31 protein-coding genes are annotated in these 24,173 nt (G+C 37.7%); 24 read left to right on the forward strand and 7 right to left on the reverse strand.

The genetic code is table 11. The features are described 5' to 3' along the window. Positions 1-200 precede the first annotated feature (200 nt). The 4 genes from greA to AC1VNJ_RS01515 all read left to right on the forward strand — a co-directional run bounded on the left by greA (position 201) and on the right by AC1VNJ_RS01515 (position 4,027). The gene (greA, locus tag AC1VNJ_RS01500) at positions 201-677 is read left to right on the forward strand and encodes a transcription elongation factor GreA (RefSeq protein ID WP_013059279.1); all 477 of its coding nucleotides are present in this window, start codon (positions 201-203) and stop codon (positions 675-677) included. Positions 678-797: 120 nt separating this feature from the next. After that, positions 798-1,358 carry an isochorismatase family protein gene (locus tag AC1VNJ_RS01505; RefSeq protein ID WP_430051762.1) on the forward strand — a complete coding sequence of 187 codons (561 nt, stop codon included), beginning with the start codon at positions 798-800 and terminating at the stop codon, positions 1,356-1,358. 119 nt (positions 1,359-1,477) lie between these two features. Further along, the gene (locus AC1VNJ_RS01510; protein ID WP_482640262.1) at positions 1,478-3,244 is read left to right on the forward strand and encodes a peptidoglycan D,D-transpeptidase FtsI family protein; all 1,767 of its coding nucleotides are present in this window, start codon (positions 1,478-1,480) and stop codon (positions 3,242-3,244) included. A gap of 117 nt (positions 3,245-3,361) precedes the next feature. Beyond that, positions 3,362-4,027, forward strand: coding sequence for a YrrS family protein (locus AC1VNJ_RS01515; protein ID WP_045292102.1), 666 nt, complete (start codon positions 3,362-3,364; stop codon positions 4,025-4,027). Positions 4,028-4,040: 13 nt separating this feature from the next. On the opposite strand, the gene AC1VNJ_RS01520 is transcribed toward AC1VNJ_RS01515, so the two are convergent. Continuing rightward, a complete protein-coding gene (locus tag AC1VNJ_RS01520; protein WP_033579671.1) occupies positions 4,041-4,256 on the reverse strand; it encodes a YrzA family protein in 216 nt (71 codons plus the stop codon). 138 nt (positions 4,257-4,394) lie between these two features. On the opposite strand from AC1VNJ_RS01520, the gene AC1VNJ_RS01525 reads away from it, so the two are divergent. From AC1VNJ_RS01525 to AC1VNJ_RS01550, 6 genes are all read left to right on the forward strand, one after another. Further along, positions 4,395-5,036 carry a class I SAM-dependent methyltransferase gene (locus AC1VNJ_RS01525; RefSeq protein WP_013059274.1) on the forward strand — a complete coding sequence of 214 codons (642 nt, stop codon included), beginning with the start codon at positions 4,395-4,397 and terminating at the stop codon, positions 5,034-5,036. Positions 5,037-5,053: 17 nt separating this feature from the next. Then, positions 5,054-5,749 (forward strand): 5'-methylthioadenosine/S-adenosylhomocysteine nucleosidase, encoded by a 696-nt coding sequence (gene mtnN, locus AC1VNJ_RS01530; RefSeq protein WP_028411671.1) that lies wholly within the window; start codon positions 5,054-5,056, stop codon positions 5,747-5,749. A 143-nt stretch (positions 5,750-5,892) separates the two neighbouring features. Further along, positions 5,893-6,816 carry a PLP-dependent cysteine synthase family protein gene (locus tag AC1VNJ_RS01535; RefSeq protein ID WP_028411670.1) on the forward strand — a complete coding sequence of 308 codons (924 nt, stop codon included), beginning with the start codon at positions 5,893-5,895 and terminating at the stop codon, positions 6,814-6,816. 1 nt (position 6,817) lies between these two features. Further along, positions 6,818-7,951 carry a bifunctional cystathionine gamma-lyase/homocysteine desulfhydrase gene (locus AC1VNJ_RS01540; protein WP_028411669.1) on the forward strand — a complete coding sequence of 378 codons (1,134 nt, stop codon included), beginning with the start codon at positions 6,818-6,820 and terminating at the stop codon, positions 7,949-7,951. 81 nt (positions 7,952-8,032) lie between these two features. After that, a complete protein-coding gene (locus AC1VNJ_RS01545; protein WP_028411668.1) occupies positions 8,033-8,263 on the forward strand; it encodes a YrhC family protein in 231 nt (76 codons plus the stop codon). A gap of 389 nt (positions 8,264-8,652) precedes the next feature. Beyond that, complete coding sequence (locus AC1VNJ_RS01550) at positions 8,653-8,793, forward strand: YrzI family small protein (protein ID WP_014458165.1); 141 nt, start codon at positions 8,653-8,655, stop codon at positions 8,791-8,793. Positions 8,794-8,963: 170 nt separating this feature from the next. Here AC1VNJ_RS01550 and sigK read toward each other — a convergent pair whose 3' ends face one another. Continuing rightward, positions 8,964-9,692 (reverse strand): RNA polymerase sporulation sigma factor SigK, encoded by a 729-nt coding sequence (gene sigK, locus AC1VNJ_RS01555; protein WP_013059268.1) that lies wholly within the window; start codon positions 9,690-9,692, stop codon positions 8,964-8,966. A gap of 216 nt (positions 9,693-9,908) precedes the next feature. Here sigK and AC1VNJ_RS01560 point away from each other — a divergent pair, with 216 nt between their 5' ends. After that, the gene (locus AC1VNJ_RS01560; protein ID WP_014458166.1) at positions 9,909-10,058 is read left to right on the forward strand and encodes a hypothetical protein; all 150 of its coding nucleotides are present in this window, start codon (positions 9,909-9,911) and stop codon (positions 10,056-10,058) included. A 175-nt stretch (positions 10,059-10,233) separates the two neighbouring features. Here AC1VNJ_RS01560 and pssA read toward each other — a convergent pair whose 3' ends face one another. Continuing rightward, complete coding sequence (gene pssA / locus AC1VNJ_RS01565; RefSeq protein WP_013059266.1) at positions 10,234-10,773, reverse strand: CDP-diacylglycerol--serine O-phosphatidyltransferase; 540 nt, start codon at positions 10,771-10,773, stop codon at positions 10,234-10,236. 114 nt (positions 10,774-10,887) lie between these two features. On the opposite strand from pssA, the gene AC1VNJ_RS01570 reads away from it, so the two are divergent. Beyond that, positions 10,888-11,670 carry a phosphatidylserine decarboxylase gene (locus tag AC1VNJ_RS01570; protein WP_482640263.1) on the forward strand — a complete coding sequence of 261 codons (783 nt, stop codon included), beginning with the start codon at positions 10,888-10,890 and terminating at the stop codon, positions 11,668-11,670. 73 nt (positions 11,671-11,743) lie between these two features. On the opposite strand, the gene AC1VNJ_RS01575 is transcribed toward AC1VNJ_RS01570, so the two are convergent. Beyond that, positions 11,744-11,884 carry a sporulation histidine kinase inhibitor Sda gene (locus AC1VNJ_RS01575; protein WP_013059264.1) on the reverse strand — a complete coding sequence of 47 codons (141 nt, stop codon included), beginning with the start codon at positions 11,882-11,884 and terminating at the stop codon, positions 11,744-11,746. Between the two features lie 549 nt (positions 11,885-12,433). On the opposite strand from AC1VNJ_RS01575, the gene AC1VNJ_RS01580 reads away from it, so the two are divergent. The 8 genes from AC1VNJ_RS01580 to AC1VNJ_RS01615 are packed head-to-tail and all read left to right on the forward strand — an operon-like array spanning position 12,434 to position 17,526. Further along, positions 12,434-12,946, forward strand: coding sequence for a YqeG family HAD IIIA-type phosphatase (locus AC1VNJ_RS01580; protein ID WP_013059263.1), 513 nt, complete (start codon positions 12,434-12,436; stop codon positions 12,944-12,946). A gap of 3 nt (positions 12,947-12,949) precedes the next feature. Next, positions 12,950-14,056, forward strand: coding sequence for a ribosome biogenesis GTPase YqeH (yqeH, locus tag AC1VNJ_RS01585; protein WP_028411666.1), 1,107 nt, complete (start codon positions 12,950-12,952; stop codon positions 14,054-14,056). A 19-nt stretch (positions 14,057-14,075) separates the two neighbouring features. Then, positions 14,076-14,915 (forward strand): shikimate dehydrogenase, encoded by an 840-nt coding sequence (gene aroE, locus AC1VNJ_RS01590; RefSeq protein ID WP_028411665.1) that lies wholly within the window; start codon positions 14,076-14,078, stop codon positions 14,913-14,915. A gap of 18 nt (positions 14,916-14,933) precedes the next feature. After that, positions 14,934-15,233, forward strand: coding sequence for a ribosome assembly RNA-binding protein YhbY (yhbY, locus tag AC1VNJ_RS01595; protein WP_013059260.1), 300 nt, complete (start codon positions 14,934-14,936; stop codon positions 15,231-15,233). A 60-nt stretch (positions 15,234-15,293) separates the two neighbouring features. Further along, positions 15,294-15,866, forward strand: a complete 573-nt coding sequence (locus AC1VNJ_RS01600; RefSeq protein ID WP_025750563.1) for a nicotinate-nucleotide adenylyltransferase — start codon at positions 15,294-15,296, stop codon at positions 15,864-15,866. After that, positions 15,853-16,425, forward strand: a complete 573-nt coding sequence (yqeK, locus tag AC1VNJ_RS01605; RefSeq protein ID WP_224980542.1) for a bis(5'-nucleosyl)-tetraphosphatase (symmetrical) YqeK — start codon at positions 15,853-15,855, stop codon at positions 16,423-16,425. The genes AC1VNJ_RS01600 and yqeK overlap by 14 nt, the downstream gene beginning before the upstream one ends. Further along, the gene (gene rsfS, locus AC1VNJ_RS01610) at positions 16,418-16,771 is read left to right on the forward strand and encodes a ribosome silencing factor (RefSeq protein ID WP_013085071.1); all 354 of its coding nucleotides are present in this window, start codon (positions 16,418-16,420) and stop codon (positions 16,769-16,771) included. The genes yqeK and rsfS overlap by 8 nt, the downstream gene beginning before the upstream one ends. Then, positions 16,768-17,526, forward strand: a complete 759-nt coding sequence (locus AC1VNJ_RS01615) for a class I SAM-dependent DNA methyltransferase (RefSeq protein WP_028411663.1) — start codon at positions 16,768-16,770, stop codon at positions 17,524-17,526. The genes rsfS and AC1VNJ_RS01615 overlap by 4 nt, the downstream gene beginning before the upstream one ends. A gap of 40 nt (positions 17,527-17,566) precedes the next feature. On the opposite strand, the gene comER is transcribed toward AC1VNJ_RS01615, so the two are convergent. Beyond that, a complete protein-coding gene (gene comER, locus AC1VNJ_RS01620) occupies positions 17,567-18,397 on the reverse strand; it encodes a late competence protein ComER (protein WP_025750559.1) in 831 nt (276 codons plus the stop codon). A gap of 96 nt (positions 18,398-18,493) precedes the next feature. Between comER and AC1VNJ_RS01625 the strand changes: the two genes are divergently transcribed. The 3 genes from AC1VNJ_RS01625 to AC1VNJ_RS01635 all read left to right on the forward strand — a co-directional run bounded on the left by AC1VNJ_RS01625 (position 18,494) and on the right by AC1VNJ_RS01635 (position 22,147). Then, positions 18,494-19,129 (forward strand): helix-hairpin-helix domain-containing protein, encoded by a 636-nt coding sequence (locus AC1VNJ_RS01625; RefSeq protein ID WP_412762853.1) that lies wholly within the window; start codon positions 18,494-18,496, stop codon positions 19,127-19,129. 90 nt (positions 19,130-19,219) lie between these two features. Beyond that, a complete protein-coding gene (locus AC1VNJ_RS01630; protein ID WP_028411661.1) occupies positions 19,220-19,786 on the forward strand; it encodes a ComE operon protein 2 in 567 nt (188 codons plus the stop codon). Positions 19,787-19,855: 69 nt separating this feature from the next. Then, entirely contained in the window at positions 19,856-22,147 is a 2,292-nt protein-coding gene (locus tag AC1VNJ_RS01635) for a DNA internalization-related competence protein ComEC/Rec2 (RefSeq protein ID WP_482640264.1), read from the forward strand. 57 nt (positions 22,148-22,204) lie between these two features. Here AC1VNJ_RS01635 and AC1VNJ_RS01640 read toward each other — a convergent pair whose 3' ends face one another. Continuing rightward, a complete protein-coding gene (locus AC1VNJ_RS01640; protein WP_013059251.1) occupies positions 22,205-22,339 on the reverse strand; it encodes a YqzM family protein in 135 nt (44 codons plus the stop codon). Between the two features lie 327 nt (positions 22,340-22,666). Here AC1VNJ_RS01640 and holA point away from each other — a divergent pair, with 327 nt between their 5' ends. Next, a complete protein-coding gene (holA, locus tag AC1VNJ_RS01645; protein ID WP_482640265.1) occupies positions 22,667-23,683 on the forward strand; it encodes a DNA polymerase III subunit delta in 1,017 nt (338 codons plus the stop codon). A gap of 34 nt (positions 23,684-23,717) precedes the next feature. On the opposite strand, the gene rpsT is transcribed toward holA, so the two are convergent. After that, complete coding sequence (gene rpsT / locus AC1VNJ_RS01650; protein ID WP_013085065.1) at positions 23,718-23,984, reverse strand: 30S ribosomal protein S20; 267 nt, start codon at positions 23,982-23,984, stop codon at positions 23,718-23,720. Positions 23,985-24,173: the final 189 nt, after the last annotated feature.

Genomic DNA, 24,173 nt, shown 5'->3' on the forward strand with positions numbered 1-24,173 from the left:
GGAATTTTTTTGAAGACAATGCAGACATATTCTGCTAACTAAACACAAACATTATAAAGAATAGAGAAACGAGCAGCTTCTATTTTGAAGCTGTCATTTCTCTATTAACTGATTTTTCCACAGAGTGGAAAATTTTTTGTACATACAGAAATCGACTGTATACACTAGAGATTTTGAGTTCAAGAAGGAGTGAAGGGATTATGGCACAAGAAAAAGTATTTCCAATGACAGAAGAAGGAAAGCTAAAGCTAGAGCAAGAGCTAGAATATTTAAAAACAGTAAAACGTAAAGAAGTTGTAGAGCGTATCAAGATCGCCCGCAGTTTTGGAGATTTATCGGAGAACTCTGAGTACGATTCTGCAAAAGACGAGCAGGCTTTCGTGGAAGGACGTATTACAACGCTTGAGAATATGATTCGCAATGCGAAAATTATTGAAGAAGATGTAGAAAATTCTTCTATCGTATCATTAGGTAAATCTGTAACATTTGTAGAGTTGCCAGATGGTGACGAAGAAACGTATACAATTGTAGGTAGTGCAGAAGCAGATCCATTTGAAGGGAAAATTTCAAATGATTCGCCAATTGCTAAAAGTCTAATGGGCAAACAAATTGGAGATCAAGTAACTGTTCAAACTCCTGGTGGAGATATGTCAGTGAAAATTGTATCTGTTAAGTAAAACATATGGTTGGAAGCGTTCTACTGAATGCTCGTAAGTAAAAAAGCTGACACGCGTCAGCTTTTTTTTATATGATTTAAAAAAACGGAGAGAATAGAAAAGATATGTAGGAAAGGAAAGATGAAGATGAAAGATATCGATTTTACTAAAACAGCGCTTGTTTTAATTGATTTACAAAAAGGGATTGTTCCAATTGGAGGAGACGAAATCGTAGAAAAATCTGTTCAGCTTGTGAATCGTTTCCGCGAACAAAGTGGATTTATTAGCTTTGTACGAGTAGATTTTCAAGATGGAAAAGATGCGTTGACGCCAGAAACGGATCAAAAGCCATCTGCTCCTCAAGAAAGACCTGCAGACTGGGCAGAATTCGATCCAAGACTTAATGTTCAAGAGACTGATTACATTGTGACAAAACGTCAGTGGGGAGCCTTTTTTGGGACAGATTTAGACCTTCAGCTTCGCCGAAGAGGAATTGATACAATTGTCCTTTGCGGAATTGCAACAAATATTGGTGTGGAAAGCACAGCTCGTGAAGCATTTCAGTATGGATATAACCAAATTTTTATCACGGATGCCATGGCGACATTTACAAAAGAAGAGCATGAAGCCACTCTTTCTTACATCTTTCCGAAAATAGGAAAGCTACGAACAACTCAACAATTTTTAACGGAAAATGAATAATAAAAACTTGCTGAATCAGCAAGTTTTTTTATGGAATGAAAAAAAGAATGAATATTTCTTAAGATAATGGTTTTAAAAGTAATGGCAACGTCGACACTTGTAAAGAGTGAGGTGTAGTCATGAAAATAATTCACAAGCGAATTTATATTACTCTTATTTTTATTTTATTATTAATTAGTGGACTGGGAGCACGGCTTGTTCAACTCCAGCTTGTCAGCACAGAATCTTTTACTGATAAAAATATTAACTTAATTGAAGGAAGCGTAAAACAGCGTACGCAGGAAATGGTGGTAGACGACGGACGAGGGAAATTCGAAGATACAAATGGACAGTCTTTAACATCTATCACGCATAATCGCTTAGTCCTGTTTCCATTTTTAGAAAAAATGAAGTGGCCCGTTCAGCAAGTAAGCGAAATTGTGGGAATGCAACCACAGGAATTAACGAACAGACTAGCGAATGCTAAAACACCGGTTGTTATTACAAAAGAATTATCCCATGCACAAGTCGAAAAAATAAATGCATTAAAGGTACCTGGCGTGTTTGGAATTCCTCTAAAAGATGAGCGTCCAGTTCCTCTTGCTGAACATTTAATCGGACTAGAAGCACAAAGCAAACAAATAATTGAAGAGAAGTACAGTGATAAATTGAAAAATGGAGCTATTAAATCAACTACGCCTGTAGGTATCTCAGGGATGCAGAGGGCTTTTGACGAGTTTTTGCTGCCTGAACAAGAGTCTAAGCTCCTTTATCATGTTGATCGACTAGGTGGGCCTATGTTTGGCATCGATGTAAAATATACGGGCACAGCTAACCCTTATTATCCAGTCAGTGTGCGTACGACGCTTGATTTGTCTGCTCAGGAGCTAGTGGAGAATACATTGAATCATTATAAGTTAAAAGACGGAGGAGCCGTCTTAATTGATATAAAAAACAATAAAGTAATTGCGATGGCCAGCAGGCCTTCAATTAATAAGAAAGATCCATTTAAAAAGCAAAACGGTTCAGACAGCGTAGAAAATCGTTTGCTGACGCCGCAAACTCCTGGATCTATATTTAAAACCGTAACAGCAGCTGCAGCGCTTGAACAAAATAAAATTCAGCCTTCTTTTACCTATAACTGCGATAAAAGTATTTATGGCAATAATGTAGAAGAAGATCATCAAAAAGGGCAGCTGACGTTTGAAGAAAGCTTTGCGCAAAGTTGTAATGCAACGTTTGCCCAGCTAGCAAAAGAAATGATAATATCTAATCCGGATATCATTGAACAATATGCTGATAAGTTAGGGCTTCTTCAGCCTGTAGGATGGACGGGTGATGTGTTTCACTTTGAACATTTTAAGCAGTTTTTAGGAGAAAAATCGGGAAGAGTTTGGACAAATGATAGAGAAAAAAAAGTACCAAATGCTGTAGCGCAAACAGCAATTGGACAGCTTGACGTAAAAGTGACTCCGCTTGCAGTAGCAAATATGATGGCGACAATTGCACGGGGAGGAGAAAAGAAGCAGGTAAAAGCGGTAGATGCGCTGGACTATAAAAACAATACGTCACTGTATACGTTTAAAGAGCATGAGCTAAAAGGAGATACGATTAATGAAGCCACAGCTGCTTCTATGCAGCAGCTTTTAAAAGGCGTCGTACAGAGCGAAAAAGGAACAGGAAGAAGATTTCAAACGCTTCCTTATGAAGTGGCAGGAAAGTCAGGAACTGCTGAAATCAATGTGAAGGCCGATATCGTCAATAAATGGTTTGCGGGTTACTTTCCGGCAGATGATCCAAAATACGCAATGGTAGTAGTGGATTTAAATACAAAAAGTGCGATATCTCCCACAAACAGCGTATTTTATGATATTGTTAAAGGGATGTATGACTTAAATACACGTTAAAACAAGAAGAATTTGTAAAAAATATTACAAATATACTTCAAATAAATTTTGATGCTTCATGTATAAGAAAACACATGTTAGAATAAAGCATTATAAAAGTTGGAGGAAATTGTAGCAATGAATAACAATCGTTCTTCAAGACACGAAAACAAAGAAAAAAAAGTAAACCGATTATATAATCTGTTAATTGCTGTCGTAGCGGTTTTAATTGTATTTGTCGGTGGTACGATGATTCTTGGAAACAAGGATAAATCGGATAACCAAGCGGAAACAACTCAAAACAATCCGCAAACAAATGACCAAAAAACGGACAAGACGGCTAAAAAAGACGATGATTCTTCGAAAGATGATCAAGCAACAGAGGATCAAGCAACGGACGATCAAAGCTCTGAAGATGACCAAAGCTCTGAAGATGATCAAGCAACAGATGAAGAATCAAACGACTCAGATTCACAGGCTGAAGTAGAGAAAAATCCAGAGCCTGGCGTGGCAGAACGCAAGGTAGATCCTTCATGGGATTCAGTAGGTACATCACAAGATGCTCCTGCAGCAACATATAAAAAAGGATCAACGGATTGGAACGAAATGCTAAAAGCTGTAGGCGAAGGGTCAGGCATTAGCCCAAGCAATATGACCGTATGGCGTCTAGGTAATAACGGTGGCGTAGGTAAAGCTGTAGCTACGGTTAGTCCTAAAGGCAACTCATCAACAAAATACCGCGTTCAAATTGAATGGGTAGATGGAGAAGGCTGGAAGCCCGCAGTAGTGGATAAGCTTCAATAAAAAAAGCAGCGCGCTAGCGCTGCTTTTTTATTTTGAAATGAACAACTGCAGAGTACAGTTTTTTACCTTGTTCATAGTCCACAGACATTTGATGAGATACGCTATGTACCTCAAGTAAAATCGCCTTATTTTGATCAATTTTTTCAGCAATTTGTTTTTCAAGCATTTTAACATCAGGCGCTTCAAAAAATTCTATTTTATCTTCAATCATTTCAAATTCAAAATTCATCTTACGGCCTCCTTACCTCATTACTATAGTATAGCAAATAGAAAGTTAAAAGCTTAAAATATTTGTAAATGAAGAACAAACGATGACTAAAAACATACTATATCCATAAGAATTATTAGTTAGGAGGAGGCGTTTTTTATGGGGCTAGAGTTTTTAGATATCTTTGAAAAGTGGGCGAATGAGTATGATGCATCGGTAAGCGGGAAAGATGAACAGTATAGAGAAGTGTTTCGCAATTATAATGAAATCTTAGAATATGTAGCAGACCGTTCAATAGGGCATGTGATAGAATTTGGAACAGGCACTGGAAACTTAACAAAAAAACTTTTAGAAAAAGAACTTACGGTAGTAGGAATTGAGCCGTCAGTGCCAATGAGACAATTGGCACACCAGAAATTAGGAGCAGATGTTTTAGTCACACCGGGAGACTTTTTACAGTTTGATACATCGTTGTTTCCAGCAGAGAGCTTAGTTAGTACGTATGCATTTCATCATTTAACAGATAAAGAAAAAGAAGAAGCTGTGATAAACTATGGAAAGTTACTTCAAACCGGTGGTAAAATAGTGTTTGCCGATACAATGTTTGAAACAGCGGATTCATTTGCTGATACCATTGTTCAGGCAAAACAAAAAGGGTATACGCAACTAGCAGAAGATCTAGAGAGGGAATACTATACAACGATCCCTGTCTTAAAGCAAATCTTTGAAAGCAATGGTTTTCACATAACCTTTACACAATTTAATCACTTTGTGTGGGTATTGGAGGCAACGAAACAATAGTAGAAAGAGGTTTTAAAATGAAAGTAGCAATCATTGGAGCAATGGAAGAAGAAGTGACGATTTTACGCGATAAAATTGAGAATCGTCAAGAAACAGTAATCGCAGGATGTGAATACTCAACAGGAACAATCAGCGGCGTGGAGGTTGTATTATTAAAATCAGGTATTGGAAAAGTAAATGCGGCGTTATCTACAGCCATCTTACTAGAGAAGTTCAAACCTGATTACGTTATTAACACAGGATCAGCAGGCGGTTTCCATCCAGAGTTAAACGTAGGGGACGCGGTTATTTCAACAGAAGTTCGTCATCATGATGTAGATGTAACGGTATTCAACTATGAATACGGTCAAGTGCCAAACTTGCCTGCAGCTTTTAAAGCAGATGAAAAACTAGTTCGCCTTGCTGAAGAAAGCGCTCTTGAAGTAACGGATATGAAAATTGTAAAAGGATTAATTGCTACAGGAGATTCGTTCATGAACGATCCTGTGCGCGTAGAGTTTGTTCGCTCTAAGTTTCCAGACCTTTATGCAGCTGAAATGGAAGCAGCGGCTGTTGCTCAAGTATGCTATCAATTTGGCGTACCGTTTGTTATTCTTCGTGCTCTTTCTGACATCGCCGGCAAAGAATCAAATGTTTCTTTTGAGCAATTTTTAGAAAAAGCAGCTGTTAATTCAACGAAATTAGTATTGAATTTTATTACAAAATTAAAATAAGCTGTTCATAAAATATAGAGTTTGTTTTCGTCTACACTCTGCATCGTTTGTCATAACATGGGGTGTAGACTATATTTTTATCTTAATTCCTACTTTATTTATAGGTTAAGTTATATTATTTCGATAGCGAGGTGTTCAAGATTATGAAGGTAGTCAAAAACGTTCATGAATTGATTGGAAACACACCTATGATTGAGATTACACAATTTGATTTACCTAGGGAAATCAGGATATTTGCCAAGCTGGAATATGTTAATCCAGGAGGAAGTGTAAAAGATCGTTTAGGAAAAGAACTGCTGCAAGAAGCTCTTGGCTCTGGAAGACTGAAGCGAGGCGGAACGCTGGTTGAGCCTACTGCTGGGAATACGGGGATCGGGCTGGCTTTAGCTGCTCTTCAGTACGAAATAAACGTCATACTATGTGTTCCAGAAAAATTCAGTATTGAAAAACAGCAGCTTATGAAGGCTTTGGGGGCAACGGTGGTTCAAACGCCTACTGAAGCTGGTATGAAAGGTGCTATAAACAAAGCTCAAGAGCTGCTGCGTGAAATCCCTGGTTCTTATTGTCCTCAACAGTTTGCTAATCCGGCCAACCCTATGACTTATTATAAAACCTTAGGGCCAGAAATATATGAACAGCTTGATGGAAAAGTTGACGTGTTTGTAGCTGGAGCAGGTACAGGGGGGACATTTATGGGTACAGCGAAATTTTTGAAAGAAAAAAATCCTTCTCTAAAAACAGTCATCGTGGAGCCAGAAGGTTCAATTTTAAACGGGGGGAAATCCGGTCCTCACTTAACTGAAGGAATTGGAATGGAGTTCATTCCTGATTATATGGAGCGATCTTATTTTAATGCTATTCATACTGTTGAAGATGTTTATGCTTTTCAAAGAGTGAAAGAGCTGGCTTTAAAAGAGGGGTTACTAGTAGGTAGCTCTTCAGGAGCAGCCTTTGAAGCAGCCCTGATCGAAGCAAAAAATGCAGAAAAAGGGGCTCATATCGTCACGATTTTTCCGGATAGCAGTGAACGGTACTTAAGTAAAAATATTTACAGTGGAGGAAGATAAGATGAAACGTAAAACACAGTTGATTCATGGTGGAATTGTTGGCGATGAACAGACGGGTGCTGTCTCTGTTCCTATTTATCAAGTGAGTACTTATAAACAAGAGGGAGCGGGAAAACATACGGGATATGAGTATTCGAGAACCGGTAACCCTACACGTCATGCCCTAGAAGAACTTATCAAAGAAATTGAAGGAGGATATGCTGGGTTTGCGTTTGGATCTGGTATGGCCGCTACTACTGCCGTGTTCATGCTGTTTAACAGCGGAGATCATGTGTTAATTACAGATGACGTATACGGAGGAACGTATCGAGTGATCACAAAGGTACTAAGCCGTATCGGCATTGAGGCTACTTTTATTGATACAAGCGATATCCAAAATATCGAGAAAGAAATTCGCCCTAACACAAAAGCCATTTTTATTGAAACTCCAACGAATCCTCTTCTAAAAATTACTGACTTGCAGCATGCTTCTTCAGTAGCTAAACAACACCATTTACTTACCATCGTTGACAACACATTCAGTACGCCGTATTGGCAAAATCCTATCGAAAAAGGCGCAGATATTGTTCTGCACAGTGCAACTAAGTATTTAGGGGGACACAGTGACGTTGTAGCAGGGCTAGCAGTGGTGAATTCGCCTAAATTAGCTGAAGACCTTCATTTTATCCAAAATGCGACTGGAGGCATTTTAGGACCTCAGGATTCTTGGCTTTTAATGAGAGGGATTAAAACATTAGGAATACGAATGGAAGAACACGAATTCAACACGGGGAAAATAGTAGAATTTTTACTTGCCCATCCTGCTGTGGCAAAAGTATATTATCCAGGATTAAAAACCCACCCAAACCACCTCATTGCTAAAAAGCAAGCAAGAGGTTTTGGGGGAATGGTTTCGTTTGATGTGGGAAGCGAAGAGAAAGCGGAAGAAGTACTGAGCAAAGTGAAGTATTTTACATTAGCAGAAAGTTTAGGAGCCATCGAAAGCCTCATTTCTATTCCTTCTAAAATGACTCATGCTTCTATACCGAGCGACCGACGTAAAGAGCTAGGAATTACAGATGGATTAATTCGTATTTCTGTAGGTCTTGAAGATGTAGAAGATTTAATTGAAGACTTAGAAAGAGCATTGGAATAAAGGTGGTAAAAATAGGATTTTTATAGACCTATAGATCTATGATAGAGTAGAGTTATAACATTCTACTGAGAAGGTGATTGTATGAAAGCTCAACACATCAAAGCAAAAATTGAAGATTACAGCCGCTTTATTTACGTCCTTCTAGCCGTAAGTACATTCTTGTATATTGGTGTTATGATTGGCCAAGGTGAAAAAAGTGATATGCAGCTTGGAATAATGGAAGCGATCGTTATTCTTTTTACCGCCCTTGCTTTTTATTTTAGTTATCAAACTAAAAAACTAAAAAAAGAATTAATGAAAGAAAAAGAATAATAGATACAAAAAGGCGATGATCCATCGTCTTTTTTTTATGAGGGTTAAAAAAATAAAAAAATTCCCTATTTTTCAAAAAAACAGTTTACTTTTTATAAGTTCGTGGATATAATTACCATTGTAAGGAAAATACTTTATTAAAAGGAGGTCGAGTCATATGTTAAGACGTTTATCAGGTATGGATCATTCAGTTTGGGCTATGTTCAAAAATCGTCTATATATGTATACTATTCGGCCGTGTTCCTGTATCAAGTAACTTTCTTACCTTGATCGTTAAAACACGTTAATTCACCACAGGTGCGAATAGTAGCCCTGTGGTTTTTATTGTTTTTCAGCCACAGGATGCTTATGCATAACTGTGGTTTTTTTTGTATAAGGAGGTGATTGGAATGACACTGAATATTTTCTTTTTAACTATTACCATAAAGTCCCGTCAATACTCAGAGGAAGAAATTAAGCATGAACAGTATGTAAGACAATTAGAAGAAGAAATAAAAGACCGCAAGTATGAATTTTATCGTCATTTCTAATTTGAATAGTGGAAAGGAGTGGATGAATGATGATTAATCAAAAAGGATATATCGTTGTATGGCTGCTTGTGGAGAAAGATTCCACCTAAATGACTAGTAGGGGGAGTAATGATGTGTTTGCTGCGGATTATCATTTGGAAATTATTTTAAAAAAAGAGCGGAAAGAAGGATTAATTCTCCTTCTTTCCGCTCTTTTTTTTCTCTTTTTCGGCTCTGTAAAATTCGTGAAACATTTTCATCAGCGCTCGCTTTTCAATTCGCGAAACATAACTTCTTGAAATATTTAACTCCTTTGCAATTTCTCGCTGGGTTTTTTCATCCTGCAAATCCAAACCGAAGCGGCCAACAATTACTTCTTTTTCTCGATCATCGAGGATATCGATGTATTCTTTTATTTTTTCTAATTCCATATTTAGTTGAATCATATCAATTACATCGTCTGATTCTGATTTTAATACATCAATCAAACTGATTTCATTTCCTTCTTTATCCTGGCCAATTGGATCATGCAGCGACACATCTTTTTTTGTTTTTTTGAGCGCTCGCAAGTGCATCAATATTTCATTTTCAATACAGCGTGCGGCATAAGTAGCTAATTTTGTTCCTTTTCCTTGCGAATAACTTTCGATTGCTTTAATTAAACCGATTGTCCCAATTGAAATTAAATCTTCCGCATCCTCTCCCGTGTTTTCAAACTTTTTAACAATATGCGCAACGAGTCGGAGATTGTGTTCAATAAGAAGGTTTCGCGCTTCTTGATCTCCTTGTTCCATTAAAGATAAATATCTCTTTTCTTCAGCAGCAGACAAGGGTTGAGGAAACGCATTGTTTTTTACGTAGGAAACAAGGAAAACCAATTCTTTAAAGAAATAGCCTAGTGCGGTAAATAATGCAGACATCTCTTCACCTCCATAAGGGGATATCAACCTGTGAGAGACTAACATTACACTATATGTAAAAAGAAGGATGTCTTTGCCTGTACGTTTAAAATTCCCCCCAGGGACAAGAGAGTTTGAAAAAGTCCACAGATTTTTCTTTAGAGATAGTTACCAGCCTATACAGAGAAAAAGTATGTACATACGCTAGTAGTAGTTCATAGTGTAAGGAGGGAGAGTATGTACGGTTACGGAGGCTGCTGTTATCCTAATTATCCAGCTTACCCATGCGGAGGAGGGTTCGGCTGGGGACTTGGATTGTTGATTGTTCTATTTGTTCTGTTATTAATTTTCGGAAGCTTCTATTGGTTTTTTAGCTGCTGGTGTTAAAAAAAACTCATGCATGTGCATGAGTTTTTTTAGATGACATATCCTACCGAATAGAACCATTCATTTTTAAGAATTCTTAAGGAATTTTCGCTTTGTTTCTTAAAGAAGATGATTTATTCTATAATTAAGAAAAGAAGCAAGATGATAATATTCCTTTGTAAAAGTAAATGGAGCTCTATACTTTTTTTAGCTTGAACGTACTAATCATCAAGCAAGCGAGTACGATAATTAAAAACATATAAAAGTGTGAAGGCAAATAAGGGACGCCCAAGTAGCTAAGAGTTAATAAACAACCTGCTGCGGTAATAGGGAGCCCTGTAAAATACCCAGTATTTTCTGTGATGTTAAAGCGGGCAAGACGAAGTGCTCCGCAAGCAATGTAACAGATGGTAACAATTGAACCTGCAGCACCAAAGTGAGATAAAATACTTTGATAAAGTAGTAGAGCTGGAGCGATGCCAAATGATATAATATCGCACATGGAGTCCAGTTGTTTTCCAAGTTCAGATTCAATTTGCAGCTTTCTGGCTACCATGCCGTCGAATCGGTCTGCTAACGCTGCTAAAAAAATTAGTAATAAACTTAAGTTCAATTCATTTTTCATGACAAATAAAATAGCAAAGCTTCCTAAACTTAAATTAACAATCGTTAAGGAGTTTGCCGCTTGGGATCTCAGCTTTTTAATTGTATGATCTAGATAGTCTAATAAAAACAATTTCCTCACTCCTTTAAAGGATGGAATGAACTAAAGGTAAAAATAATGGTAATTTCATTGTAGACGCAAACCTTATTCTAGTAAAGAACTATTCAGTATGTGGAGGTAAAATTATTGTTGCAGCACCTGTATCGAACGTTTATTGAGCTTACGAATCACCAGGGATCATCGAAGCTCATTCGAAAATTCACTTTCTCTAAATGGAGTCGGTTTATTATACCCTCCTATACAAAAGTTTTTAAAGTAAATAAAGAAGAAATGGACAAGCCTCTGCATCATTATCAAAACTTACACGAGCTATTTATTCGTCGTTTGAAGCCCTCTGCCCGTCCGGTCGATCAGCAGAAAGACAGCGTTGTCAGTCCTGTAGATGCAAAGATAGAAGCATATGGAGTCATTACGCCTCAAAAAGAAATGATTGTAAAAAACAAACCTTATTCTATACAGGAAATGGTTTCAAATGATCTCATTCTTGAAAAATATATAGAAGGACAGTTTATCATCCTCTATCTTAGTCCAAAAGACTATCATCGCATTCACAGTCCTCTTAAAGCACAAGTAGGGAATACGTGGACCGTTGGACAAAAGTCTTATCCAGTAAATTCATTAGGAATCAAGTATGGGAAAGAACCGCTTGTGAAAAATTTCCGGAAGCTCACGGAGTTAACATTTGAAAATGGTCACATGCTGATGGTAAAAGTAGGAGCCATGTTTATAAACAGCATTGAAGCGGTTTCTAAAAAAGAAGTAGTCGAAAAAGGGGAAGAAATGGCTTACTTCACGTTTGGCTCGACTGTCATTTTATTATTTGAGAAGAACTCAATCACTTTTGATTCTAACGTCCACTCAGGTTCTTACGTAAAATGTGGAGAACCAATTGCTCATTTGAAAAGATAGAGCCTATATAATAAAAGAGTAGATAGATAAATGAAGATGCAGCTTTCTTTTATTAAGAAGGCTCTTTTATTCGTTAAGACGGAATTTGTATGCTAATCTTTAATGATCTTCTTTCAATTTCCTCTTCAATTAATTTTATAAAATCAGGGCTTAATTGCAGTTCGGTTGCTTTGCTGTATGACTCAATAAGCAGCTCATCTGATAATTTTCTCATAAGATTGCCGCCACCTCCTACTAAAATAAATATCCTAAAAAGTTATATTTAAATGCTAATAAATTCCTTATTTATAATCTAACATGAATCAAATAAAGGAACAATCGTTCTGTTATCCACAGCTTTCGGTGGATAAAATGTGGGTATGTTGTTTATAATTACCATTAATTGCTGAACTATAACAGAGGATAATGTGTATAACCTTATCCACATAGTTGGGGTTATCATTTTTTGTCGAAAACTTTTAACAGAATTTGTTTACCACTTACCCTATTTGATAAGTAATAAACGTTTTCTGCACTATTTTTTATTTTAAGTTTGCAGTGGGTAAATATATCGTAAGCTCACGAACAAATGGAGGTTTACTGCATTTTGTCAATAACTTTCTGTATAAAGTTAAAGCATTCACAAGGCATATCCTTTATACTAAGAAAAGACCTGTTTTTGAAGAGAATAAAATTTTAGGTTGGAAAATAACAAGAAGTCGTTATAATGATAGACGGCGTTAATTTTAGTATGTAACTATATATTCGAGGTGCATGATACGTGTTGAAACTTTTTTTACCAAATGAACATGTGAAAAACGTGTTTCAAATTAAGCCAGACGATTTGAAAGAGCGCGGGATAAAAGGAATTATTACCGACTTAGATAACACGTTGGTGGAATGGGATCGCCCTGATGCCACTCCGGAATTAATTGAGTGGTTTCAGTTAATGAAAGATAGTGGAATTAAAATTACGATTGTATCGAATAATGTGGAGAAACGAGTCAAGCTGTTTTCAGATCCAGTTGGACTTCCATTTGTATATAAAGCACGCAAACCGATGCGTAAAGCATTTAGAAGAGCTCTTCGTGATATGGAGCTGCAAAAAGATGAGGTTGTGGTCATTGGCGACCAGCTTTTAACGGATGTATTAGGAGGAAATCGCCTAGGCGTATATACGGTTTTGGTTGTACCAGTTGCGCAAACAGATGGATTTGTAACGAAATTTAACCGTAAAATGGAACGAAGAATTTTAGGTTGGATGAAACGAAAAGGTATGATTAACTGGGAGGATTAAAACGTGAGTGAAGAAAAAATACAGTGCGTAGGATGCGGAGTGGAGATTCAAACAGAACGACCGAATGAACTTGGCTACGCTCCAAAATCAGCATTAGAAAAAGAAGCTATTATTTGCCAGCGATGCTTTCGCTTGAAGCATTATAATGAAGTACAAGATGTTTCCTTAACAGACGATGATTTTTTAAAAATCTTAAATGGAATTGGTCAAACGGACGGTTTGGTTGTAAAAGTTGTAGATATCTTTGACTTTAACGGCAGCTGGTTACCTGGTTTGCATCGATTTGTTGGAAATAATAAGGTTCTTTTAGTGGGAAATAAAGCAGATTTACTGCCGAAGTCTATAAAGAAAAATAAACTAATTCATTGGATGAAGCGAGAAGCGAAAGAGCTTGGCCTAAAATCAGTGGATGTGTTCCTCATGAGCGCGCAAAAAGGACAAGGAATTCGAGAAATTGCCGAAGCCATTGAACATTATCGCGAAGGTAAAGATGTATATGTTGTTGGATGTACAAACGTTGGTAAATCGACATTTATTAATGCCATTATTAAAGAAGTAACGGGAGAAAAAGATATTATTACTACGTCTCAATATCCGGGCACAACGCTTGATATGATTGATATCCCGCTTGATAACGGCGCGTCTTTATATGATACGCCTGGCATTATTAATCATCATCAAATGGCTCACTATGTAGATAAACGAGACTTAAAGTTAATTTCTCCTAAAAAAGAAATAAAGCCGAAGGTTTATCAGCTAAACGAAGGGCAAACGTTATACTTTGGAGGACTGGCGCGCTTAGATTATGTACAGGGAGGCCGCAAGTCGTTAACATGTTATGTATCGAATGATTTGCATATCCATCGTACAAAGCTTGAAAAAGCAGATGAGTTGTATGAAAAGCAAGCAGGTGAACTGCTTCAGCCGCCGCGCCCAGAGCAAATGAGTGAGTTTCCTGAACTTGTTGCACATGAATTTACAATCAAAAATGAAAAGACGGATATTGTTTTTTCAGGGCTTGGCTGGGTGACGGTTAATGAGTCAGGTTCAAAAGTTGTGGCGCATGCACCAAAAGGAGTCGGCGTATTTGTGCGCGATTCTTTAATTTAAACAAAAAGGGGAAAAAATCTTGAGTACATTATATGGGCTAGTTGGTTATCCGCTTGGGCATTCACTATCGCCATTGATGCAAAATGATGCCTTTAAACGTCTGAACATGGATGCGCATTATGAGGCTTTTCCAATTGAACCTGTTCATTTTGAGTCAGCTATTGGAGAGCTAAAAGATAAAAACATTCAAGGATTTAATGTCACGATTCCGTATAAAGTTGATATTATGAATCATTTGGATGAAGTCGATTCATTAGCAAAGGCAATTGGCGCTGTAAATACAGTTGTTAATCAAGATGGCCGTTATATTGGATACAATACCGACGGAGAGGGGTATGTGACTTCTTTACTCAAAGCAGTAGAAGGCGGCTTATCCCAAAAAAGAATTTTAATTATTGGAGCTGGAGGTGCTGCAAAAGCTATTTTTTATACAATTGCAGCTCAGCACGCTCCCGATGTAATTGCGATATGCAATCGTACCGTCGAAAAAGCAGCTTTACTAGCTAACGAGCTGCCTTTTTCGACGAAAACGGCGGCGATGTCTATTTCTGATGCGGAAAAACAACTAGATACATTCGATATTATTATTAATACCACTTCCGTGGGGATGTATCCTAACGTTGATGAGCTGCCTTTAGCACTTACTTTATTGCAAAAAGAAGCGGTAGTCAGCGATATTATTTACAACCCTTTAAAAACAAAGCTTTTGAAAGAGGCTGAAGCAAAAGGGGCAGGCACTCATAACGGTGTCGGTATGTTTGTACTGCAAGGTGCACTTGCATTTGAAAAATGGACGAAGGTCCGTCCTGACGAAGAGGCAATGGAACACATTGTTCTTTCAACACTAACTAAGAGATAAGATACAACGGAGGTTTTTATGTTAACAGGTAAACAAAAACGTTTTTTACGTTCAAAAGCACATCATTTAAATCCAATTTTCCAAGTAGGAAAAGGTGGAGTCAATGAAAATATGATTGGTCAAATTGCTGATGCATTAGAAGCAAGAGAATTATTAAAAGTAAGCATTCTGCAAAACTGTGACGAAGATCGTGACACGGTTGCTGCTCGATTAACAAAAGGAACAAAAGCAGAGCTTGTACAAGTGATTGGAAATACAATTGTGTTATATAAAGAATCACGTGAAAATAAGCAGTTAATGCTTCCAAAAGTGAAATGAAATAGAGCGGGGAAACCCGCTCTATTTAAAAATGAAGTAAATTAAAGGAGTCGGGGATTGTTGAAGAGTATTGGAATTTTAGGTGGAACGTTCAATCCGCCTCATTTGGGGCATTTAATGATGGCAAATGAGGTTTTGCATGCCTTGAAATTAGATGAGATATGGTTCATGCCGTCATATATTCCACCTCATAAAACAATCAAAGAGCCTATTGAGCCATATCATCGTTTACAAATGCTAAAGCTAGCTATTGAAGAACATGATCAATTCACCCTGCAGCCGATTGAATTTGAGCGCAAAGAGCCTTCATATACATATGATACGATGAGAATACTAACAGAGAAATATCCAACGTATCAGTTTCATTTCATCATTGGTGCTGATATGGTAGAATATTTGCCGAAGTGGTATGAAATTGATGAATTAGTCAATTTGGTTACATTTGTAGGTGTAAAGCGCCCGGGGTATACCATTACGTCCCCTTACCCGATAAAAGAAGTAGAAGTTCCGCAGTTTGATGTCTCCTCTTCCTTTATTCGCGAACGAGTAGTAAAGAAAGAAACCATTCGTTATTTTATACCTGCTGGTGTTAAACAATATATCGAGGAGAATCAATTATATGAATCGAACTGAGGCATTAGAAATCGTAAAGAAACAGTTAACAGAACGTCGTTATATTCATACTGTCGGGGTAATGGAAACAGCAATTGAATTAGCTAAACGTTTTGAAGCAGACGAAAAAAAAGCAGAACTGGCTGCTATTTTTCATGACTATGCCAAGTTTCGTCCAAAGGAAGAGATGAAGCAAATTATTATTGATCAAAACATGAACCCTTCTTTATTGGAATACAATACCGAATTATGGCATGCTCCAGTAGGCGCGTTTTTAGTGGGAAATGAAGTAGGGATTACGGATAAGGAAGTATTGGATGCAATTGCTTACCATACATCCGGAAGACCTGGCATGACGTTACTTGAAAAAATTGTGTACGTTGCTGATTATATTGAACCTGGAAGGAGATTTCCAGGTGTTGATGAAGTGCGGGAGTTAGCTAAAACCGACTTAAATGCAGCACTTATTCAATCATTAAAGAATACTATTTCTTTTTTAATGACCAAACATCAGGCCGTTTATCCCGATACGATGATGACATATAATGATTTAATCTTAGGAGGTCAAACACATGACTGAACGTGAATTGCTATCTCTTGTTGTAGAAGCAGCCGATGATAAAAAAGCAATCGATATCGTAGCGTTAAATATGGAAGGAATCTCACTTGTGGCAGATTATTTTGTTATTTGTCACGGTAACTCAGATAAACAAGTGCAGGCAATTGCTCGTGAAATTAAAGAAAAAGCACACGAACAAGGCATTTCTGTGAAGCGTTTAGAAGGGTTTGAGCAGGCTAAGTGGGTGCTTGTTGATCTTGGAGATGTTGTGGTTCACATTTTCCATAAAGATGAGCGCGGATATTATAACTTAGAACGCTTATGGGGAGATGCACCATTTGTAAGTTCAGAAGAGCTACAGCTATGAGCAGGTACGGAGAATTTGCCTACGTATATGATCAGCTAATGGCAGACGTTCCGTATGACGATTGGGCTGAATTTTTTAATCAGCAGGTGGCAAAAGCAAAAACAAAGCCTAACAGTATATTAGACCTTGCCTGCGGCACGGGAGAACTCTCCGTTCGATTTGCAAAAGAAGGTTTCTCCGTAGTCGGCGTTGATTTGTCTGATGATATGCTTATGGTAGCTCAAGAGAAGGCAGCAGAAGCAGGGGTAACGCTATCTCTTTTTCAGCAAAATATGGCGGAACTTGAGTTATTGAAAGAGTTTGATTGTGTAGTAATCTTTTGTGATTCTTTGAACTATTTGCAAAGTGATAAAGAAGTTCAAGAAACCATTCAACGTGTATATAAACACTTAAAACCAGGTGGGCTCTTTATATTTGATGTTCATTCAGTGCACAAGATGAAGGACGTATTTGGAAATCAATCTTTTTCTTATGTAGATGAAGACGTGTCATATATTTGGAACTGCACCTATGACGATACAGACATGCGTGTAGAGCATGATATTACGTTTTTTGCTTATGATGAAGAAATCGATGCATATCATCGCTTTGATGAGGTGCATGCTCAGCGCACTTGGTCGATTGACCATTATCAATCATGGTTGAGCCAAGCTGGTTTTATAAATATAGAAGTAAGTGCAGATTTCAAAATGAGTAAGCCTACTTCAAACAGTGAGCGCATCTTTTTCTCTGCGCAAAAAAAAGAAGCCGAGTAGAGGCTTCTTTTTTTGTTTCAAAGCAGGATTTCTACAGAAATTATGGAATAAGACTATCAAACTGATTGTGAACAAGCTCAATGTCTTCGTCAAATTTTTCGTGTGTTTTTTGAAATACGTGCACAAACATCTCTCCGAGTTCAGCTTCTAAAACTTTAATACCTTCTCCGGTTACACCGCCTTTTACGCATACTTTATCCTGCAAGGTAGGAAGCGTAAATATTTCTTTTTCCAACAGTTTTCCCATTCCAATAATCATATCGCTGGCCATGACGGTAGCTTCTTCTTCAGAAATATTTGTTTCTTGAACTGCTGCATCAATAAAGCGTTGAAGCAAAAAGCTGAAGAATGCAGGACCGCAGCTTACGATATCGGATGATACGCGGGTAATCGTTTGATCAATAGCCACAGGCTTTGACATAGATGAAAATAATTCATGTAAATAATTTTGGTAAAAAGGCGTACATCTTTCTCCAAATGTGAAAAGAGAAACACCTGCTAATGCCCGATTCGTAATGCTAGGGATAATTCTAGCTGCTTGACTCGGAATGAGGCGTTCGATTTGTTCTACGCTAATTGGACTGGTAATGGATACAATGCAGTGATCTTTCGTCAGCAGTGGTTCTAATTTTATTAAAAGGGGGTGAATATCCAATGGCTTAACACAAATAAAAATGACTTTGGATGCGTGAACAACTTCTTCAGCTGTATCAGCAACATGAATTTTTTTATGCTGCTGTTGAATCTCTTTGGCCCTTTTTTTTGTACGATTCATAATAGTAATTTTAGAAGGACGTACGGCTTTTGATTCAATAAACGCATCAATTAATATTTTCCCCATGTTTCCTGTTCCGATAAACCCTATGTTCACTGATTCATTCCCTCCTTCAAAAGCCTTTTCTTCTAAACACTATGAAGACGTAATGGAATTTATGACGTTACTTCAAAATTCAAAGGAGTGTACAAGTTGACTTTTTCAAAAAAACAATGGCTAATTGGGTGTATTTGCTTAGCAGTTGGGTTGGCTTTTTATATCTATCGAACAGGCGGAGAGAAACCAGAAAGTTCTCTTCAAACCTCAGATATAATCAAGGCAGAATCTTCTGGTACAAAAAAAGAAGGAGAGTCGTCTAATCAAGTAATTTCAAGCCAAGATTCCCCGTTTGTGATGGTGGATATTAAAGGAGCTGTTCAGAAGCCTGGTGTATACCAGCTTCCGAAAGATGCAAGGGTAAAAGATGCTCTAGCACAAGCCGGAGGCGCTACGAAAGAAGCGGACTTAAGACAGCTCAATTTAGCTAGCAAGCTACAAGATGAAATGGCTGTGTATATTCCAGCTGCTGGAGAAGAAATCCCCCCTTCATCTCCAGTTTCTTTAATTTCTTCCTCAGGAACTTCAAATGATCAGCCCCTTGTTAATATCAATACAGCGAACACTGATGAACTGCAAACGTTAAATGGCATTGGACCTTCAAAAGCCAGTGCCATCGTTTCATATCGAGAGGAAAATGGCTTGTTTCAAACAGTAGAGGATTTGGGAAAAGTATCAGGTATTGGCGAGAAGTCGCTAGAAAAAATCAAAGCTCAAATTACGGTACAGTAGAGACTTATTGACGAAAAAGGAAAAAAAACGCTACACTATGAAAGAGAAAAGTATCATTATTCAGTTTTAAATAAAAAGGCAGGGAATGAGATGAACCGGATTTCATGGGATCAATATTTTATGGCACAAAGCCATTTGCTAGCTTTAAGAAGCACTTGTGAACGTCTGGCTGTTGGAGCTACAGTGGTGCGTGATAAACGTATTATAGCTGGAGGATACAACGGTTCGATCAGTGGAGGCGTGCATTGTGCTGACGAAGGCTGCTATGTAATTGATGGCCACTGCGTAAGAACTGTCCATGCAGAAGTGAATGCACTCTTGCAGTGTGCTAAGTTTGGTGTGAAGACAGAAGATGCGGAAGTATACGTCACGCATTTTCCTTGTTTAAACTGCTGTAAAGCTCTTATTCAAGCGGGAATTAAAACAGTATATTATGCTAATGATTACAAAAATCATCCGTATGCTGTTGAGTTATTTGAACAGGCGGGAGTGAAAACAGCAAAAGTTGAACTTGATGAAGCAATCATTGACTTAAAAAGTAAAGAGAAGCTTCAATTTGTAACGGATGTTCTCGCTCGTTTAGAAAAAAGCGGAGCTGACGAAGCAGAAGTGATGAATTTACAGCGTGAAGCTCTCGCTTTGTTTACGGCAAATTAAAGGTAAAAGAGGTTTTTTACTTGGTAACAGTAAGAAGCCTCTTTCTTTTAAGGAAGAAAGGAGCTAAAAGTGAAAGGATATTATATTTACTGTGCTTTTAGCATGATGCTAGCCTTATATGTATATGATAATCATTCCGCTGTAAGCCTGTTTTTGCTAATCGTGCTTTTCATTTTTCAATGGCTACAATGTCCGAGGAAAGTGGTTATTGCTTCTACACTGTTGAGCGTTTTGTGCGTCTACCTATTAGCTGAGGCAAATAACCATAACAAAACGGTTCTTTTAGCTGAATCTTCTACTTTTACAGGCGAAATTTCATCTGTTCCGTATAGTGACGGCGACAAGCTTACTTTTAAGTTTACGGTTCAAAATGAAGAAGTCATGGCTTTTTATAAACTAAAAACGCTGGAAGAGAAACAGCAGCTCGAAAAGCTAACGATTCATCAAGTTTGTCAACTAGCAGGGCAATTAACTTCTCCTTCATCTGCTCGCAACCTTCATGCATTTGATTATCAGCAATATTTATACCATCAGTCTATTCATTGGCAGCTTAACGTCAAGAGACTTGATTTGGCAAAATGCCAGCTCCCCACCTTAACTCCACTTACGTACCTTACCTTTATTCGTCAAAAAGGAATTAATTATATTCAACAAAACATGTCGGATCCAGGCGCTGGATTTATGCAGGCACTAATTTACGGCGAGCGTACTGGGATCGAAGAAGAGAGTATCAAGCGCTATCAGCAATTTGGTTTAATACACTTGCTTGCCATATCAGGTCTTCATGTTGGACTGCTGACAGCGATGTGTTTTTATTTGCTCATTCGGATTGGAATAACGCGCGAGCGAGCCATTACGCTTTTACTTTTGCTTCTTCCTGTATACATGGTTTTGGCCGGTGGCAGCGCTTCAGTTGTCCGAGCTGTTTTTATGAGTATGCTGATGCTTATATCGATAAAAATACAAAGAAAAATTCTTTTGGTTGATAGCATCAGCCTTGCTTTTATGAGCATGCTGCTTTTCAAACCGTACTATTTATTTGATGTAGGATTTCAGCTTTCTTTTGCCGTTAGTTTTGCCTTGATTTTATCGAGTCAGACAATTTTACCTCGTTTTCATTCTTCTTTCAGCCAGCTCATGGCTGTTTCAGCGATTGCACAAGTCAGTTCACTTCCTTTATTGTTGTACTATTTTTATGGAGTATCTCTCCTCAGTTTGCCATTAAATATGGTTTTTGTACCGTTGTTTTCTCTTGTTGTATTACCTCTTTGTTTGCTCATTCTTTTTGTTCGTATCATCTTGCCGGGAGTGAGTGAATTGCTGGAGCAAATTCTTCATGTTCTTTTACTTGCTTGTGAAAAATTGCTTGATTTTTTTGAGTGGATTCCCGCTGATTTCGTAACAGGAAAACCCCACATTTTGCTGTTTTTGGGCATGTACCTATGCATTTATGCTTTATTTGTGGCGGTCGAAGAAGGGGAATTTTTCGTTCGCTATATGTTTCTTCTCGCGGCATTGTTAGCCGCACAATGTATGTATCCTTATTTGAATCCAAAAGGAACGGTCACAATGGTCGATGTAGGACAAGGAGACTGCTTTATCATTGAGCTTCCTTATCGAAAAGGCGTGTATATGATCGATACCGGAGGAACCGTTTCATTTCCAAAAGAACCATGGCAAAAACGCCGTTCTTCTTTTGACGTGGGAGAAGACGTACTTGTTCCCTTTTTGCATTCAAAAGGAATGACAAAGGTAGATAAAATGATTATTACACACGGCGATTATGATCACGCAGGGGCGGCACAGCATTTATTTTCACAAGTGGCTGTCGGAGAGCTGGTGCTTGGGAAAAAAGCCGAATTAAATGACGTAGAGACTGGCTTGGTGATCGCTGCTCAAAAACAAAGCGTGCCTGTTCAAATTGTTCAACAAGGAGATAGCTGGCAAGAAGGAGGTGTCTTATTTCAGGTTATTTCTCCGACAGGTTTCGAAGAAACGAGCAACAACGGCTCAATTGTAATAGACGCTAAGTTAGGAAATTTAAGATGGCTATTCACCGGAGATTTAGAAAAGGAAGGAGAACAAAGAATATTGAAAGACTTTCCCAACCTTAAAGCAGATGTATTAAAAGTGGGTCATCATGGCAGTAAAACCTCAACTTCAGAAGAGTTTGTTCAACATTTAAACCCTAAAGTAGCGCTTGTTTCAGCGGGGCAAAAAAATCGTTATGGTCATCCTCATCAAGAAATATTAGAGCTTCTGAAAAGCTACGGGGTGTATATTTACCGAACGGATGAAGATGGTGGGGTAATGTATGAATTTACAAAAAAGTCAGGAACGTTTTTGCAGCAACTTCCATAGTCTATAGTAAGAAAAACGAACTGAAAAAGACTGCTAAGAAGCAGCCTTGAAGCAATTTTACGAACCCAAGTAGTGAATCACAGTTGCAATAACAAATAAGGCAGTGAAAAAGCCAAATGAAACACCAAATCCTACGGCAGAATCGACAGCGTCGTTGCGTTTACTTTGGACACTTTCTTCAAATTGGTTCATTAACACCCCTCCTGTTTACAGTATAATCTAACTTTTTTTAAAAATCTAGACAATTTAAAAGCGTTTTCACAAACTGACAACAGTTAACAACTATACTTTATGAGCATGAGGAGAAAATAGAGATAAGGGTTTAATCATTAACAAATAAGTAACCTAGGGCTTATATTGTTGATGTTTATCATAAACTGAGGAATTGTCGTTTTAAGACAATTCCTTTTGTATTGTTGCCAAAAACTCATAACACCTTTACGATAGAAATTGTATTTTGTTTATCAGTAACTATACATAATCAATATAGATGAATAAAAAAAGAGGAGCGTATATACGTTGGCAGTTGATAGCTTAAAAAGTATTACCAAAAATAATATCGCCCCCGTTTATTTAATACACGGGGTTAATGCATTTATGAGTAAAAAGATTAGAGATAAAATCGTCGACTATACGTTGAATGAAGAAGATAAAGAATTTAACTTGTCCCTATACGATTTAGAAGAGACATCGATTGATCAAGTTCTAGAAGATGCTGAAACGCTTCCTTTTTTAGGAGACAAGCGTGTAGTGGTTGCGAAAAATGCAGCATTTTTAACGGCTGAAAAATCAAAAGATAAAGTTGAGCATGATCTGGCAAAACTTCAGCAATATGTCGAACAGCCCCCGTCTTTTTCAACGTTAATTCTTCTAGCCCCTTATGAAAAGCTGGATGAAAGAAAAAAAATAACAAAATTATTAAAAAACCAAGCAGCTTACATCGAAGCGAACGAATTTGGTGAAAAAGAAATGAAGCAGTGGATTCATAATTTGCTTTCAAAAGATGGAGTGAATATGGATGAAGATGCTGAAACGCTGCTTATTCAGCTTGTGGGGCTTAATGTAACGCTCGTGACAAATGAAATTGAAAAAATGGTGTTATACGTTGGACAAGGAGGAGTCATTACAAAAGAAGTGGTGCTTAAGCTTGTGGCAAAAACGCTTGAACAAAACGTATTTACGCTTATTGATGCTGTTATTCAGCGAAAGGTTTCTATCGCTTTAAATATGTATCAGGATTTGCTGCGTAACAACGAAGAGCCTATTAAAATTTTATCTTTGTTAGCGACGCAGTTTCGTTTAATTTATCATACGAAGCAGCTGTCTAGTCAAGGGTACGGTCAGCAGCAAATTGCTCAAACGATTAAGGTTCATCCGTTTCGTGTGAAAATCGCTTTGCAGCAGAGCAGAAGTTTTGAGGAACAGCAGCTTAAAGGAATTTTAAAGGATTTAGCAGAGGCAGATTATGAAATGAAGACGGGAAAAATGGATAAAGCGCTTATTTTACAGCTGTTTTTATTAAAAAGAGCGCAATAAAAAAACGATCCTAATGGGATCGTTTTTGTCTCAATTATGCAGATAAACCGTTAAGTTTTACTGCTAAGCGAGATTTTTGACGAGCTGCAGCATTTTTGTGGATAAGACCAGATTGTGCGGCTTTGTCTAATTTTTTAGAAGCAACAGCAAATGCTGCTTTTGCGTTATCTACATCGTTGTTTTCAACTAAAGCTTCAAAGTTTTTGATTGCAGTACGCATAGCTGATTTAGCTTGAATGTTATGAGCACGGCGAGCTTCAGTAGTTTTTACACGTTTGATAGCTGATTTAATGTTTGGCATCCGTTTCACCTCCCGAAATGATAACAATCGAGATTATATAGAACTCGACATTCTTCACAATAAGAACAAAAGATATTTTATCAAACACAAGGACAGAATGCAATAGCCTTGACAAGGAATTTTATATGACAGACCTCTCTTTAAAAGCTTGTAGCTGATATTGCGCCCTTCCTTCTACTTTTCGTTTCT

The sequence above is a fragment of the Priestia sp. 3CA3 genome (genome assembly GCF_056836725.1).

Bases quoted from the DNA above. Each gene is read 5' to 3' on its own strand.
- greA (WP_013059279.1), top strand. From the start codon at position 201: ATGGCACAAGAAAAAGTATTTCCAATGACAGAAGAAGGAAAGCTAAAG.
- AC1VNJ_RS01505 (WP_430051762.1), top strand. From the start codon at position 798: ATGAAGATGAAAGATATCGATTTTACTAAAACAGCGCTTGTTTTAATT.
- AC1VNJ_RS01510 (WP_482640262.1), top strand. From the start codon at position 1,478: ATGAAAATAATTCACAAGCGAATTTATATTACTCTTATTTTTATTTTA.
- AC1VNJ_RS01515 (WP_045292102.1), top strand. From the start codon at position 3,362: ATGAATAACAATCGTTCTTCAAGACACGAAAACAAAGAAAAAAAAGTA.
- AC1VNJ_RS01520 (WP_033579671.1), bottom strand. From the start codon at position 4,256: ATGAATTTTGAATTTGAAATGATTGAAGATAAAATAGAATTTTTTGAA.
- AC1VNJ_RS01525 (WP_013059274.1), top strand. From the start codon at position 4,395: ATGGGGCTAGAGTTTTTAGATATCTTTGAAAAGTGGGCGAATGAGTAT.
- mtnN (WP_028411671.1), top strand. From the start codon at position 5,054: ATGAAAGTAGCAATCATTGGAGCAATGGAAGAAGAAGTGACGATTTTA.
- AC1VNJ_RS01535 (WP_028411670.1), top strand. From the start codon at position 5,893: ATGAAGGTAGTCAAAAACGTTCATGAATTGATTGGAAACACACCTATG.
- AC1VNJ_RS01540 (WP_028411669.1), top strand. From the start codon at position 6,818: ATGAAACGTAAAACACAGTTGATTCATGGTGGAATTGTTGGCGATGAA.
- AC1VNJ_RS01545 (WP_028411668.1), top strand. From the start codon at position 8,033: ATGAAAGCTCAACACATCAAAGCAAAAATTGAAGATTACAGCCGCTTT.
- AC1VNJ_RS01550 (WP_014458165.1), top strand. From the start codon at position 8,653: ATGACACTGAATATTTTCTTTTTAACTATTACCATAAAGTCCCGTCAA.
- sigK (WP_013059268.1), bottom strand. From the start codon at position 9,692: ATGTCTGCATTATTTACCGCACTAGGCTATTTCTTTAAAGAATTGGTT.
- AC1VNJ_RS01560 (WP_014458166.1), top strand. From the start codon at position 9,909: ATGTACGGTTACGGAGGCTGCTGTTATCCTAATTATCCAGCTTACCCA.
- AC1VNJ_RS01575 (WP_013059264.1), bottom strand. From the start codon at position 11,884: ATGAGAAAATTATCAGATGAGCTGCTTATTGAGTCATACAGCAAAGCA.
- yhbY (WP_013059260.1), top strand. From the start codon at position 14,934: ATGTTAACAGGTAAACAAAAACGTTTTTTACGTTCAAAAGCACATCAT.
- yqeK (WP_224980542.1), top strand. From the start codon at position 15,853: ATGAATCGAACTGAGGCATTAGAAATCGTAAAGAAACAGTTAACAGAA.
- rsfS (WP_013085071.1), top strand. From the start codon at position 16,418: ATGACTGAACGTGAATTGCTATCTCTTGTTGTAGAAGCAGCCGATGAT.
- AC1VNJ_RS01615 (WP_028411663.1), top strand. From the start codon at position 16,768: ATGAGCAGGTACGGAGAATTTGCCTACGTATATGATCAGCTAATGGCA.
- AC1VNJ_RS01630 (WP_028411661.1), top strand. From the start codon at position 19,220: ATGAACCGGATTTCATGGGATCAATATTTTATGGCACAAAGCCATTTG.
- AC1VNJ_RS01640 (WP_013059251.1), bottom strand. From the start codon at position 22,339: ATGAACCAATTTGAAGAAAGTGTCCAAAGTAAACGCAACGACGCTGTC.
- rpsT (WP_013085065.1), bottom strand. From the start codon at position 23,984: ATGCCAAACATTAAATCAGCTATCAAACGTGTAAAAACTACTGAAGCT.